Consider the following 14,174-nt stretch of genomic DNA (forward strand, 5'->3'; position numbering starts at 1 on the left):
TCGGTAGTACAAAGCGTGGTGGGGCGTGTGCGTTTCGGCTTGATCGACTTGATCAGGCGCACCAGCACGGTGTCCATCCTGCACGAACTTGAAGCCATTCAATTCGAGTCTCCCCCTCAATTGCAGGAGCGCCAGCAGGCGCTGCTGCAAGGCTATGTCGACCTGGTGCGCAAGGCCAGTCCGCTGTACGCGCGTTTGACCGGGTTCGCCCAGTTCCCCGTGATCGACAAGGCGTTTGCCAACGCCAACCGCGCGGGGCTGGTCAACCCTGGCTACCGCGGCAAGGTGGTCAGCAAGAAAACCGGCGGCTCGACCGGCGAACCCTTCGTCTACGCCACCGGCGTCAAGGCCCAGTCCTACCTGTGGGCCGCCATCCTGCTGAGCTGGCGGGTGGCCGGCTACCGGCTGGGCGAACCGGTCGCCTTCATCGCCGGCACCGCGCTGTTCGGCACCGGCTACAAGCAAAGAATCTATTACGCGCTGATGAACGTGCACATGTATTCGGCCTTCGACATGAGCGCCGCCCGGCTCGAGGCCTATGCGGCCGACATCGCGCGCCAGCGCTGCCGCCTGGTGTACGGCTACGCCTCGGCCATCCACCAGCTGGCGCTGCACATCAACAAGTCGGGCCGGCGCCCCCAATTCCGCCTGCGCGGCGTGGTCTGCACCGCCGAAGTGCTGACCCCGGCCATGCGCGAGACCATCGAACAGGCGTTCGGGGTGCCGTGCTTCAGCCAGTACGGCTGCAACGACGCCGGCGTGTCCGCCTACGAGTGCGAACGGCGCAGCGGCTTTCACCTGATTACCCAGCGCTCGTATTTCGAGGTGCTGCCCGGCGGGCGCCTGGTCTCGACCGACATGGCGAACGACGCGTTCTTCCTGCCGCGCTACGACACCGGCGACCTGGTCGAGATGGCGGCGGCGCCATGCCCCTGCGGCCGCGGCTTTCCACTGATTAAGAACGTGGTGGGACGGGCCAACGACCTGGTCGAAGACAGTGCCGGCAATACCGTCCATTCCGAGTTCTTCACCCATCTGTTCCGCGAGGACAGGCGCATCAGCGAATTCCAGGTGGTCTACGACGCGCGCGAACTGGTGATCATCGTCCATTGCGCCGATGCCGCCTTTGCCCATCCGCCGTATCTGGAACGGATTGCCGCGGCGCTGGCGTTCGACACCATCCGTTTCGCCGTCAACCAGCCATTTGTTGCCATCAAGAACGGCAAACACCGCTTCGTGATGCGTGTCGACAACGTCGAACAGGCCTTGGGCGAGACGCTCGCTTGCTGAGCACGCGCGCACATTCGATAATGTGCGGACAACGGATTTGCCTTTCCGATTATAATTGCCTTTTTTATAAATCTGGATGACTATGCCACTGATCTATCTGGTTGCCGGTGCTCGACCCAACTTCATGAAAATCGCACCGATCGTGCGCGCCTTGCAACAGCAGGACGCACTCACGTTCAAGATCATCCACACCGGCCAGCACTACGACCGCGAGATGAACGATGTGTTCTTCGAAGAACTGGGCATTCCCCAGCCCGATATCTTCATGGGCGCGGGCGGCGGTAGCCATGCCCAGCAGACCGCCAAGATCATGGTCGCGTTCGAAGAGCTGTGCCAGGCCGAGCGCCCGGCCGCCGTGCTGGTGGTGGGCGACGTCAATTCCACCCTGGCTTGCTCGATCGCCGCCAAGAAGCTCAACATTCCGGTGGCCCACGTCGAAGCGGGCTTGCGCAGCGGCGACATGACCATGCCGGAAGAAATCAACCGCCTGGTCACGGACAGCATCAGCGACTGGTTCTTTGTTACCGAGCCGAGCGCCGTGACCCATCTGCGGCGCGAAGGCAAGGCCGAGTCGGCGATCCATTATGTCGGCCATGTGATGGTCGATAATGTGTTGTTCCAGGCAGACAAGCTGGGCACGGCCGATACGTCCTCCTACGAGACCAGTGCCATCAAGGCTGCGCGTAGCGCCAATGGCGCGCGCTACGGCGTGGTCACCCTGCACCGTCCCAGCAATGTGGACGACGCCGCCATGATGAGCACCCTGGCCGGCGCCCTGCGCGAGATCGCGCAGGAGCTGCCGCTGATCTTCCCGGTGCATCCGCGCACCCGCGCCAACCTCGACAGCTTCGGCATCGACCTGGGACCGAACGTGACCCTGGTCGGCCCGCAAGCCTACATGGCCTTTCTCAACCTGTGGAAAGACGCGGCGGTGGTGCTGACCGACAGCGGCGGCTTGCAGGAAGAAACCACCGCGCTGGGCGTGCCCTGCATCACGATCCGTGAAAACACCGAGCGCCCGGTCACCGTCGACGAAGGTTCGAACGTGCTGGTCGGCACCGATCCGGCACGCATCGTGGCCGAGGCGCGCAAGGTCTTGCGCGGCGAAGGCAAGCAGGGCCGCCGTCCGCACCTGTGGGATGGCAAGGCGGCCGAGCGCATCGTCGCCGTTTTAACCAAGGAACTGGCGACGAAGGAATTGGCGTGAGCGAACGTATCGAGATGATGGGTTGTCTGATGGACAACCTGACGATGGAAGAAACCTTGCAAAAAGTGGAAGGCTTCATCAGCGCCGGCACGCCCCACCAGCACGTGGTGGTCAACGTCGACAAGCTGGTCAAGGCCAACCGCGACCCCGAACTGCGCCGCATCATCAACGAATGCGCGCTGATCAACGTCGACGGCATGCCGGTGGTGTGGGCCGCGCGCCTGCTCGGAAAACCGCTCAAGGAGCGTGTGGCCGGGGTCGACCTGTTCGAAGCGCTCATGAAGCGTTCCGCCGAAAAAGGCTGGCGCGTCTACCTGCTGGGCGCGCGCGAGGAAGTCGTCTCCGACGTCAAGCGCATCTACGAGAAAAAATACGCCGGCATGACCCTGGCCGGCTACCGCAACGGCTACTGGAAACCCGAAGAAGAAGCGGGCGTGGTCGAGCAGATCGCCGCCGCCAAGGCCGACCTGCTGTTCGTGGCGATCAGTTCGCCCAAAAAGGAACATTTCCTGGGCCAGTACCAGGCGCAGATGAAAATTCCATTCGCCATGGGCGTGGGCGGCACCTTCGACGTTGCCGTCGGCAGGGTCAAGCGCGCTCCGCTGTGGATGCAGAAAAGCGGCCTGGAGTGGTTCTACCGCTTCCTGCAGGAACCGCGCCGCATGTTCCGCCGCTACTTTATCGACGACATGGGCTTCATCTGGCTCTTCCTCAAAGAAGCGACCCGGCGCTGAACCCTGGTTGCTGAACCCTATTTACACTATTCATTCAAAGGCAGTTTTTATGAGCACAATTGGCGTCATCGGTCTCGGCTACGTCGGCCTCCCCCTCGTTGTCGAGTTCGCGAAACTGGGCCCGACCATCGGCCTTGATATTTCGGTCTCCAAGGTCGAAGCCTGCCGGCGCGGGGTCGACCCGTCGCGTGAGTTGTCGGACGAGCAGATGGCCGCGGCCGTGCACGCCGAGTACACCAACGATCCGGCCCGCCTGGGCGACGCCGACCTGATCATCGTGGCCGTGCCGACCCCGGTCGACATCGCCCACAATCCGGATTTCGGCCCCCTGATCGGCGCCAGCCAGGTCGTCGGCAAGCACATGAAGAAGGGCGCCACCGTCATCTACGAGTCCACCGTGTATCCGGGCGCGACCGAGGAAGTGTGCATCCCCGTGCTCGAAAAAGCCTCGGGCCTGACCTGGATGAAAGACTTCTTTGTCGGCTATTCCCCTGAGCGCATCAACCCGGGCGACAAGGAGCACACCCTCACCACGATCCTGAAAGTGGTCGCCGGCGACACCCCGGAGACGCTGGAAAAGGTCGCGAAAATGTATGAATCGATCGTCAAGCCGGGCGTGCACCGCTGCTCGAGCATCAAGGCGGCCGAAGCGTGCAAGGTCATCGAAAACACCCAGCGCGACCTGAACATCGCGCTGATGAACGAACTGGCCATCATCTTCGACAAGATCGGCATCGACACCTCGGAAGTGCTGAAAGCGGCCGGCACCAAGTGGAACTTCCTGAAGTTTTCCCCGGGCCTGGTGGGCGGCCACTGCATCGGCGTCGACCCCTACTACCTGACCCACAAGGCCGACATGCTGGGCTACCACCCGCAAGTCATTCTGGCGGGACGGCGCATCAACGATGGCATGGCCAAGTTCATCGCCGAACAGACCATCAAGAACATGATCGCCGCCGGCAGCTACATCAAGGGCGCCAAGGTCAACGTGCTGGGCCTGACGTTCAAGGAAAACTGCGCCGACCTGCGCAACTCCAAGGTGGCCGACGTGATCACCGAACTGAAAACCTACGGCGTGGAAGTGTTCGTGCACGACCCGTACGCCGATGCCGACGAAGCGATGCACGAGTATGGCGTCAAGCTGGTCAGCTGGGATGAATTGCCGCGCGCCGATGCGCTCGTGGCCGCCGTCTCGCACCGCCAGCTGATGGCCACCTCGATCGAGGACTTCCAGAAGAAGCTGATCAAGGGCGGCGTGTTCATCGATGTCAAGGCGTGCTTCGACCAGGCTGCCCTGGTCGAGGCCGGCATCAAGGTATGGCGCCTGTAAAGGGGGCCATGGCAAGGCCGCGCCAGGAGGGCGCCGCCTTGCTGCTGTTGCTGGCCGTGGCCGGCATGGGCGCCGCCTCGCTGCTGATGTCCGGCATGGCGAACACCGATATGTATGCCGCTCCCGAGCGGCGCAGTGCGGCCGCGCTGGCCCAGGCCCGCGAAGCGCTGATCGGCTTTGCGCTGGCCAATGGCCGCCTGCCGCGTCCGGCGCTGGAGCAGGGCGGCGGCCGCGAATTCGAGGGCCGCTGCGATAGCGAAGCGCACTGCACCGGCCTGCTGCCCTGGGTCACCCTGGGACTGGTGCCGGGCGATGGCTGGGGCAAGCTGCTGCGCTACAGCGTCTCGCCCGCAATGAGCGCGGCACCGATCCAGCCCACCGTGGCGTTCGGCACCAAGTCGGTGCTCACGCGCCGCGACGGCCGCCTGGCTTACCTGGCCGGCGCCGCCGAGTGTTCAATGGCCACCCAGTGCGCCGCCGCCGTGGTGCTGTCGCACGGGCGCGAGCATGGCGGCATCAGCGTGCATGGCGTGCCCCAGCCGGACACCTCGGACAGCAATGTCGACGAGCGCGTCAATGCCGGCGCCAGCACCACGTTTGTCCAGCGCGCGCGCGAGCGCGACGCCAGCCTGGCCGGCGGAGAATTCGACGACCAGCTGGTGCTGGTCCCGGTCGGCATCCTGTTTAACCGCATGAGCCTTGCGCGCAGCTTGCTGCAGGGCAAGTAGGGCGGCCTCTGGCCACCCCCCATCTGTTTCCGAAAGAGTCACACCCATGAAAATTCTCGTTACCGGCGGTCTGGGCTACATCGGCTCGCACACCTGCGTCGAACTGATCGCGGCTGGCCATGAGCCGATCGCTTTTGATAACCTGTCCAACAGCCAGCGCAGCGTGCTCGATCGCGTCGCGCGCATCAGCGGCCAGCCGCTGACCTTTATCGAAGGCGACATCCGCGACGCGGCCGCCCTCGACGCCGCCTTCAGCGCGCACCAGATCGGCGCCGTGATCCACTTCGCCGGCCTGAAAGCGGTGGGCGAATCGGTGTCGCAGCCGCTGCGCTACTACGACAACAACGTGGCCGGCTCGCTGGCGCTGTTCGAGGCCATGCAGCGCCACGGCGTCACCTCGCTGGTGTTCAGTTCCTCGGCCACCGTCTACGGCGACCCGCTCTCGGTGCCGATCCGGGAAGATTTCGCGCTGTCGGCCACCAATCCCTACGGCCGCAGCAAGCTGATCATCGAAGACATGCTGCGCGATATCGCCAAGGCCGAACCGAGCTGGCGCATCGCGCTGTTGCGCTACTTCAATCCGGTCGGCGCCCACGAAAGCGGCTTGATCGGCGAAGAACCGAATGGCATCCCCAACAATCTGTTGCCCTACATCGCCCAGGTGGCCGAGGGACGGCGCGCATTCCTGTCGGTGTATGGCGGCGATTATCCGACCCCCGACGGCACCGGCATGCGCGATTACATCCACGTGGTCGATCTTGCCATCGGACATGTCAAAACCTTAAGCAAGCTGGCGACAGCTCCCGGCATTGTTACGTACAATCTCGGCACCGGGCGCGGCAACAGTGTGCTGGAAATGGTGCGCGCGTTCGAGCAGGCCAGCGGCAAGAATGTGCCCTACCAGATCGTGGCGCGCCGCCCCGGCGATATCGCCGCCTGCTACGCCGATCCGGCCCTCGCCGAAAGCGAGCTGGGCTGGAAAGCGGAGCGTGACGTGGCCCAGATGTGCGTCGATGCATGGCGCTGGCAATCCCTGCCCAAGTAACGCTTGAACCGTCAATACTAAGGAAGAATTCCCATGAAAGCGATGATCCTGGCCGCTGGTAAAGGCACCCGTGTGCGTCCCCTGACCTATGATCTGCCCAAGCCGATGATCCCGATCCTGGGCAAACCCGTGATGGCTTACCTGGTCGAGCACCTGGCCAAGTACGGGGTGACGGAAATCATGGTCAACGTCAGCTATCTGCACGAAAAGATCGAAGAGTATTTCGGCGAAGGACACCAGTTCGGGGTCCAGATCGGTTATTCCTTCGAGGGTTACACCAACGACGATGGCGAGGTGGTGCCGCAGCCGATCGGCTCGGCCGGCGGCATGAAGAAGATCCAGGAATTCGGCGGCTTTTTCGACGACACCACCATTGTGCTGTGCGGCGACGCGCTGATCGACCTCGACCTCAAATCGGCGCTGTTCGAGCACCGCCGCAAGGGGGCGCTGGCCTCGGTCATCACCAAGGAAGTGCCGTGGGATAAGGTGTCCAGCTATGGCGTGGTGGTCACCGACAAGGATGGCCGCATCACCGAATTCCAGGAAAAGCCGTCCGAAGCGGAAGCGAAGTCGAACTTCATCAGCACCGGCATCTATATTTTCGAGCCGCGCGTGATCGACATGATTCCCAGCGGCGTGCCGTTCGATATCGGTTCGGAATTATTTCCGCTGCTGGCCAAGGAAGGCTTGCCGTTCTACGCGCAGACGCGCGGCTTCAACTGGATCGATATCGGCAGCGTCTCCGACTATTGGCAGACCCTGCAAAACGTGCTGCTGGGCGAAGTCGCCCACATGGACGTGCCCGGCATCCAGGTCGAAGATGGCTTGTGGGTGGGCTTGAATACCCGCATCGAGTGGGAAGGCACGACCATCGAAGGTCCCGTCTACATCGGTTCCGGCGCCTGCGTCGAGGCCGGGGCGACCATCATCGGCCCCAGCTGGATCGGCCACGGCAGCCATATTTGCGCGGGCGCGAAGGTGGTGCGCAGCGTGTTGTTCGAGTACACACGGGTCTTGCGCGATGTAACTTTAGATGAAATGATCGTGTTTAAGGATTACAGTGTGGATCGGGCCGGCGAAATGAAGCACGTGTCCGAATACGCGTCGGACGAATGGGTCAACGCGCGCGACCGCCGCTTCACCCGGCGCACCGACGTGGCGCTGGAAGCGGCCAAATAAGCTGACATACGCTGGAACACGACGACGCCTATAAAAACAGTTGTACAAAAATACCTGAAAGAGACGCCATGAAAATCTACCCAGTGATCCTGTCCGGTGGCGCGGGAACGCGCCTGTGGCCCTTGTCGCGCGCAGTCTTGCCCAAGCAGCTGCTGCCGCTGGTCACCGACAAAACCATGCTGCAAGATACCGTCCTGCGCGTGTCGGGCTGGCCCGAGCTGATGGCGCCGTTGGTGGTGTGCGGCAATGAGCACCGTTTCCTGGTGGCCGAGCAGATGCGCGAAATCGGCGTCACGCCGCTCGGCATCCTGCTCGAACCGGTGGGGCGCAATACGGCCCCGGCGGTCGCGGCCGCCGCCAACTACCTGCGCGCGATCGATCCGGACGCCGTCATGCTGGTGCTGCCGGCCGACCATGTGATCGACAAGAATGTCCCGTTCGCCCAAGCCGTGGCCCAGGCCAGCGCGCTGGTGGCCGACGGCGCCCTGGCCACCTTCGGCATCGTGCCGCAGGCACCGGAAACCGGCTATGGCTATATCCACCGCGGCGCACGCGCCGGCGGGTCGGACAGCGCCTACCAGGTCGACCGTTTCGTCGAGAAGCCCGACCGCGCCACCGCCGAGCTGTTCGTGGCCGATGGCGGCTATTACTGGAACAGCGGCATGTTCCTGTTCCGCGCCGAAGGCTATCTGCGCGAGCTGGGCGAATTCGCGCCCGCCATCGCGCAGGCGGCTGAAGCGGCCGTGCGGCTCGGCTACCGCGACCTCGATTTCTGCCGCCTGGACGAAGCGGCGTTTTCCAGCTGCCCGTCGGACTCCATCGATTACGCCGTGATGGAGCGCACCCGCCACGCGGTGGTGGTGCCGGCCGACATCGGCTGGAGCGATGTCGGCTCATGGTCGGCACTGTGGCAAGTGCAGCAGGGCGATGCCCAGGGCAATGTGCAGCGCGGCGATGTGTATCTGGACGGCGTCACCAATTCACTGGTGCGCGCCGAAAGCCGCATCGTGGCCGTGATCGGCGTGAACGACCTGGTGGTGGTGGAAACCCCGGACGCGGTGCTGGTCGCGCACAAGGACCAGGTGCAGCGCGTCAAGCAGATCGTCGACCATCTCAAGTCCAAGGAACGCACCGAGCACTTGCACCATACCAAGGTGTACCGCCCCTGGGGTTATTACGAGGGCATCGATGCGGGCGACCGTTTCCAGGTCAAGCGCATTACCGTCAAGCCGGGCGAAAAACTCTCGCTGCAAATGCACCATCACCGGGCCGAACACTGGGTGGTGGTGAGCGGCACGGCGCGCGTAACGTGCGGTGAAAAAGTCAGCTTGCTGTCGGAAAATGAGTCGACCTACATCCCGATCGGCATGAATCACCGTCTGGAAAACCCGGGCAAGGTGCCGCTGCACATCATTGAAGTGCAGTCGGGCAGCTATCTGGGCGAGGATGATATCGTGCGCTTCGAAGATATTTACCAGCGCGCGTAAGCGCACGGCTGGGCAGGGAAGGGGAGCCGCGGCTCCCCTTTTTTTCGGACTGCCAGCAGGCTATATCAAATGGACATTGGTGAGCTGCCAAGTCAAATGCGGCGGTGCAATAAAACAGTTTTGTCGATTTCTACAGCGCTGGTCGTCGAAAATGTTGCCAAATACATTTTATTACAACTTAGTGCTTTTTTCGTGTCGTGGAATTGACGTTTCTCGAAAATTTTTTACGTTTCCTGCTAGACATGTTCGCGCTTTGCGCTCCTTTCCTCGCGCATCATCAGATAAAGATGATGAACATAGGCAATTTGTGAAATTTTGAAATAAATTTCCACAGCAGAATTGTTTCCCCACGCATAGAATTCGGACCGTTATCCGATTTCATCTGATGTGAGGAAGTATGTTTTTTAACGTATTCAACCGGGGGCTGCTGTGCGCCGGGATCTTTGCACTGAGCGCTTGCGGCGGTGGAGATCTGGCCAACGACCCGCTGCCCGCTGTCCGCCAGAGTCCGGCAGCGCCTGTGCAGCAAGCCAATCCCGCTTCCACCACCCCGGACGCGCCGCCCGCCGCCCTGGGGGGCGCGCCCCGGTTTGCCACCGCGGCCGAGCGTGAAGCCGAGCAATTGCGCATGGTGCCATACGAGCAATCGTTCTCCTTCGAAATCCATCGCCGCGCCCGAGAGCGTCCCGAACACTTGCGCGAGCCGGCCGAGCCGGTGAAAGCGATGGGGCAGGCGTGCGACGCCGCCGCCCAGGGCCGGCCCGCCGACTGCATCCCCAGCCAGCCGGGCGCCCCGGTCCAGGCTGGCGGCCAGGCGCTATAATCGTCGGCGCGCGGCAAACGCCGCGCCCAACCGACAACCGGCTGATTCCATGACCCTGCGCGCTGCCCTGTTCGTGTCCCTTGCCCTGCTGGGCGCCACCAGCCTGGCCGCCGCCCAAGCCGCGCCGGCCACGCGCCTGTTGCCGCGCCAGCTGGCGCTGGTCGTCAACGATGCCGAACCGAACAGCGTCACCATCGCCGAGTATTACCGCAAGGCGCGGTCGATTCCGGCCGCCAACATCATCCACGTGAGCATTCCCGGCAAGCCGCAGCGGCTCGACGCCGCGCGTTTCAGCGAGCTCAGGGAGAGCATCGACAGCCAGTTGCCGGCCGGCATCGAAGCCGTGCTGATGGTCTGGACCGCGCCCTACGCCGTCGAATGCAATGCCATCACGGCCGCCTACACCATGGGCTTCGACGCCGGCCAGTGCCGCAACACCTGCGCCGCCAGCCGTCCGAGCGCCTACTTCAACGCCAGCTCGGCCCATCCGGTGGCCGATTTCCGCATGCGCCTGTCGATGCTGCTGCCGACCGAATCGGTGGCGCAGGCCAAGGCCGTAATCGACCGTGGCGTGGCCAGCGGCTTCCGGGTGCCGAACGCGACGGCGTACTACCTGGTGACCTCGCAGGCGGCGCGCAATTCGCGGGCCGAGCTGTTCCCGCGCGACGGCTATCTGGCCGCCAAAAAAATCCGCACCAGGACCGTGCATGCCGACGCCCTTGAGGGGGTGAAGGACATCATGATCTACCAGACCGGCATGGCGCGCGTGGACAAGCTCGACGGCTTGGGTTTCCTGCCCGGCGCCCTGGCCGACCACCTGACGTCCTTCGGCGGCGACCTGCTCGGCACCAGCCAGATGAGCAGCCTGCGCTGGCTGGAAGCGGGCGCCACCGCCAGCTATGGCAGCGTCAGCGAGCCCTGCAACCACTGGCAGAAATTCCCCCATCCCGCCATCCTGCTCAAGCATTACCTGGGCGGCAGCAGCGCCATCGAAGCTTACTGGCGCAGCGTGGCCTGGCCGACCCAGGGCTTGTTCATCGGCGAACCGCTGGCCGCACCTTACGGCCGCTAAGCGCGCCGGGGCGGTGACAGCGCGCCCATCCTCATGCTGGTAGTGCATCGCTGCGCGCCCGTCCCGACTAAACCGGCAAGCCCCCTGCCGCGTCATCATGTTGTCATTTATCACAATTATGATGAAATTTACTATGGAAGAATACTTTTTGCTAACATAGAACTCCAACGTCCATAGTCAATATGATCATGACGATTCCAATCTCCTCCCTTCAGGAAGTTTCGATGAAAAAGCTCGTAGCAACCATGCCTGTCCCCGGCCGGCTTACCGTGCTCGCCGCGTTGATGGCTGGTTTATCCGCTCCCGCCATGGCCGTGTCGCCTGACCTCGTGATCAGCCAGGTGTATGGTGCGGGCGGTAACGCCGGTACCACTTTCTTTACCCACGACTACATCGAAATCTTCAACCGCGGCACGACCGCGGTCACCGCCGAAGGCTGGAGCGTGCAGTACGGCTCGGCTACCAGTACCGGCGCCTGGAGCGGCAAATCGGCCTTGCCGACCTTCACCGTCGAGCCTGGCCAGTATGTACTGATCCAGGAGCAGAGCGGCGGCGCAGGCCAGCCATCGCTGCCAAACCCGCTGATCGTGCCGGCAAGCGGCTTCAATATGTCGGCATCGAACGGCAAAGTGGCCCTGGTGCGCGATAGCGTCACCCTCAGCGGCGCCACCCCGGCGGGCGACAACGTCGCCGACCTGATCGGATTCGGCACCGCCAACGGCGCCGAAGGCACGCGCGCGCCGGCCATGTCGGCCGCGCTGGCACTGTTCCGCGCCAACGGCGGCTGCGGCGACACCGATGACAACAGCATGGACTTCGCCACCGGCGCCCCGGCCCCGCGCACCAGCGCCTCGCCCCGCAACAGCTGCGGCAACACCATTCCGCAAGCCAAGCCGATCATCCCGGTCTGCCCGGCCAGCATGGCCATCGAACAGGGCAAGCCGGGTGCGGTGCCGCTGAGCGCCTCGGATGAAGACAGCATCGTCAACGGTGCCGTCATCGCCAGCGGCAACGTGCCCGGCATCAGCCTCGGCAGCTTGAGCCCCGCCAGCGCCAATGGCGGCAGCGCCAGCGTCAACCTGCAGGCCAGCGCGGCCCTGGCGTCCGGCAGCTATCCAGTCGTCATCCGCTTCACCAACAATGCCGGCCAGGAAGCGACTTGCCCGGTCAGCGTCAGCGTCGCCGGCGCCGCCACCATTCCACAGATCCAGGGCGCCGGTGCGGCCAGCCCCTTCGTCAATGCCAGCGTGAGCACCGAAGGCGTGGTCACCCACAAGGTGTCGAACGGCTACTTCATCCAGGATGCCAACGGCGATGGCGATCCGGCCACCTCGGACGGCCTGTTCGTCTTCACCGGTACCGCCCCGCTGGTCGCCGTGGGCGACCTGGTGCGCGTGAAAGGCACCATCGTCGAGTACAAGCCGACCGGCGCCGCACGCACCTACACCGAAATGAAAGACGTGACGGCCACCAGCGTGCTCGGCGCCGGCCACAGCGTCACCCCGGCCAATATCGTGTTCGAGCCGGGCATGGACCTGGCGCGCCATGAAGCGATGCTGGTCAATATCACCAACGCGCTGACCGTCAACCAGACCAGCTACCTGGGCGACCGTGGTGAATTGACCTTGTCGGTCGGGCGCCGCGAAACCGCGACCAACCGCTACCGTCCGGGCACGCCGGAAGCGCTGGCACTGGCCAAGGCCAATGCCGGCAATCAACTGGTGCTCGACGACAGCTGGTTCGTGGCGCCGCCCGCAGCCACCCCGCCGTGCGCCGACGTGGTGGCCTGCTCCGGCATTCCCTACCTCGGCCAGGATGGCACGGTGCGCGCCGGCGACACGGTGGGCAACCTGGTCGGCGTGGTCGACTTCGGCGCCATCGGCGGCGGCGGCACGGCCTTCAAGATCCAGCCGACCGCCGCGCCATCGTTCACCCGCAGCAATCCGCGCCTGCTGGCGCCGGAACTGCCAGTTGGCAACATCAAGGTGGCCAGCGCCAATGTGCTCAACTTCTTCACCACCTTCCTCGACGGCACCGACGCCTGGGGCCGCACGGGGCAGGGCTGCACGGTCGGCTCGACCACGCGCGCCTCGAATTGCCGTGGCGCCGACAACAGCGCCGAATTCGTGCGCCAGCGCGACAAGATCGTGCGTGAACTCAAGGGCATCGACGCCGACGTGGTGGGCTTGATGGAAATCCAGAATAACGATGACATTGCGGTCGATTACCTGGTCAAGCAGCTCAACGCGGCCATCGGTTATCCGGCCTATGCCTACGTACCCAAGCCGGCCACCACCGGCACCGACGCGATCCGCGTGGCGATGATCTACAAGCCGGCCAAGCTGGCCATGCTCGGTGGCGCGCTGTCCGATGGCGACGCGGTCAACAACCGTCCGCCGATGGCGCAAACCTTCAAGGCCGGCAATGGCGCCACATTCTCGCTGATCGTCAACCACCTCAAGTCGAAGGGCGGCTGCGGTAGCGGCGCCAATGCCGACCTGGGCGATGGCCAGAGCTGCAACAATGCCACCCGCGTGCTGCAGGCGACCCGCCTGGCCACGTATTTCATTCCGCACGTGATCAGCAGCGCCGGCGACCCGGACGTGCTGGTCATCGGCGACATGAATGCGCACGGCTTTGAAGATCCGATCCACGTGCTCAACCAGGCTGGCCTGGTCAATGAGCTGGAGCGCTTCGTGCGTCCGTCGGGCATTCCTTACTCTTACGTCTTCGACGGCGAAAGCGGCTACCTCGACCATGCACTGGCGAGCGCCTCGCTCGACGCCCAGGTCGCCGGCGCCACCGAATGGCATACCAATGCGGATGAACCGACCGTGATCGACTACAACACCGACGCCAAGAGCGCCGCCGCGGCAGCCCTGTACAGGAACGATGCCTTCCGCTCCTCGGACCACGATCCGGTGGTGGTGGCCCTGAACCTGGCCCCGACCTATCTCGACGTGACGACCGCCTTCCGCGAACAGCGCTCCGGCCTGAGCGTGGACCGCCTGGCCAACAAGTTCAGCGCCACCATCACCCTGACCAACACCTCCGGCGCGGCCATCACCGGCCCGGTTCACCTGGTGCTGAGCGGCCTGACCGAGGGCGTCATCCTGGAGAATAAATCAGGTGTTGTCGGAAATGAACCTTATGTGAGTGTTAACAATGCTACAATTCAAGCCGGGGAAAAAATCACACTGAGAGTTGTCTTCAGCAACCCGGCTCGACGAGGCATTGGTTTCGTCAGTAAAATTTTAAGTGGTTCACTCTAAGGGAGCA

At 63.7% G+C, this 14,174-nt stretch carries 11 protein-coding genes; all 11 read left to right on the top strand.

The window, feature by feature from the left end:
* Positions 1-27: 27 nt before the first annotated feature.
* The 11 genes from F2P44_RS04570 (at position 28) to F2P44_RS04620 (ending at position 14,167) form a co-directional block, all read left to right on the top strand.
* Complete coding sequence (locus tag F2P44_RS04570) at positions 28-1,290, top strand: phenylacetate--CoA ligase family protein (RefSeq protein WP_167085453.1); 1,263 nt, start codon at positions 28-30, stop codon at positions 1,288-1,290.
* Positions 1,291-1,372: 82 nt separating this feature from the next.
* Positions 1,373-2,497, top strand: coding sequence for a non-hydrolyzing UDP-N-acetylglucosamine 2-epimerase (gene wecB / locus F2P44_RS04575; RefSeq protein ID WP_167085681.1), 1,125 nt, complete (start codon positions 1,373-1,375; stop codon positions 2,495-2,497).
* The gene (locus F2P44_RS04580; protein WP_370662631.1) at positions 2,494-3,231 is read left to right on the top strand and encodes a WecB/TagA/CpsF family glycosyltransferase; all 738 of its coding nucleotides are present in this window, start codon (positions 2,494-2,496) and stop codon (positions 3,229-3,231) included. The genes wecB and F2P44_RS04580 overlap by 4 nt, the downstream gene beginning before the upstream one ends.
* 49 nt (positions 3,232-3,280) lie before the next feature.
* On the top strand, positions 3,281-4,561 hold the full coding sequence (locus F2P44_RS04585; protein ID WP_167085455.1) for a nucleotide sugar dehydrogenase: 1,281 nt from the start codon (positions 3,281-3,283) through the stop codon (positions 4,559-4,561).
* 8 nt (positions 4,562-4,569) lie between these two features.
* The gene (locus F2P44_RS04590) at positions 4,570-5,289 is read left to right on the top strand and encodes a hypothetical protein (RefSeq protein ID WP_229423375.1); all 720 of its coding nucleotides are present in this window, start codon (positions 4,570-4,572) and stop codon (positions 5,287-5,289) included.
* 46 nt (positions 5,290-5,335) lie between these two features.
* Positions 5,336-6,334 carry a UDP-glucose 4-epimerase GalE gene (galE, locus tag F2P44_RS04595; protein WP_167085458.1) on the top strand — a complete coding sequence of 333 codons (999 nt, stop codon included), beginning with the start codon at positions 5,336-5,338 and terminating at the stop codon, positions 6,332-6,334.
* Positions 6,335-6,367: 33 nt separating this feature from the next.
* Positions 6,368-7,513 (top strand): nucleotidyltransferase family protein, encoded by a 1,146-nt coding sequence (locus tag F2P44_RS04600; RefSeq protein ID WP_167085460.1) that lies wholly within the window; start codon positions 6,368-6,370, stop codon positions 7,511-7,513.
* Positions 7,514-7,581: 68 nt separating this feature from the next.
* Positions 7,582-9,000, top strand: coding sequence for a mannose-1-phosphate guanylyltransferase/mannose-6-phosphate isomerase (locus F2P44_RS04605; protein WP_167085462.1), 1,419 nt, complete (start codon positions 7,582-7,584; stop codon positions 8,998-9,000).
* Between the two features lie 397 nt (positions 9,001-9,397).
* A complete protein-coding gene (locus tag F2P44_RS04610; RefSeq protein WP_167085464.1) occupies positions 9,398-9,823 on the top strand; it encodes a hypothetical protein in 426 nt (141 codons plus the stop codon).
* A gap of 49 nt (positions 9,824-9,872) precedes the next feature.
* Positions 9,873-10,895, top strand: a complete 1,023-nt coding sequence (locus F2P44_RS04615) for a TIGR03790 family protein (protein ID WP_167085466.1) — start codon at positions 9,873-9,875, stop codon at positions 10,893-10,895.
* Positions 10,896-11,119: 224 nt separating this feature from the next.
* Entirely contained in the window at positions 11,120-14,167 is a 3,048-nt protein-coding gene (locus F2P44_RS04620; RefSeq protein ID WP_167085468.1) for an ExeM/NucH family extracellular endonuclease, read from the top strand.
* Positions 14,168-14,174 lie beyond the last annotated feature (7 nt).

This window comes from Massilia frigida (assembly GCF_011682175.1).
Lineage (GTDB): Bacteria > Pseudomonadota > Gammaproteobacteria > Burkholderiales > Burkholderiaceae_D > Telluria_A > Telluria_A frigida.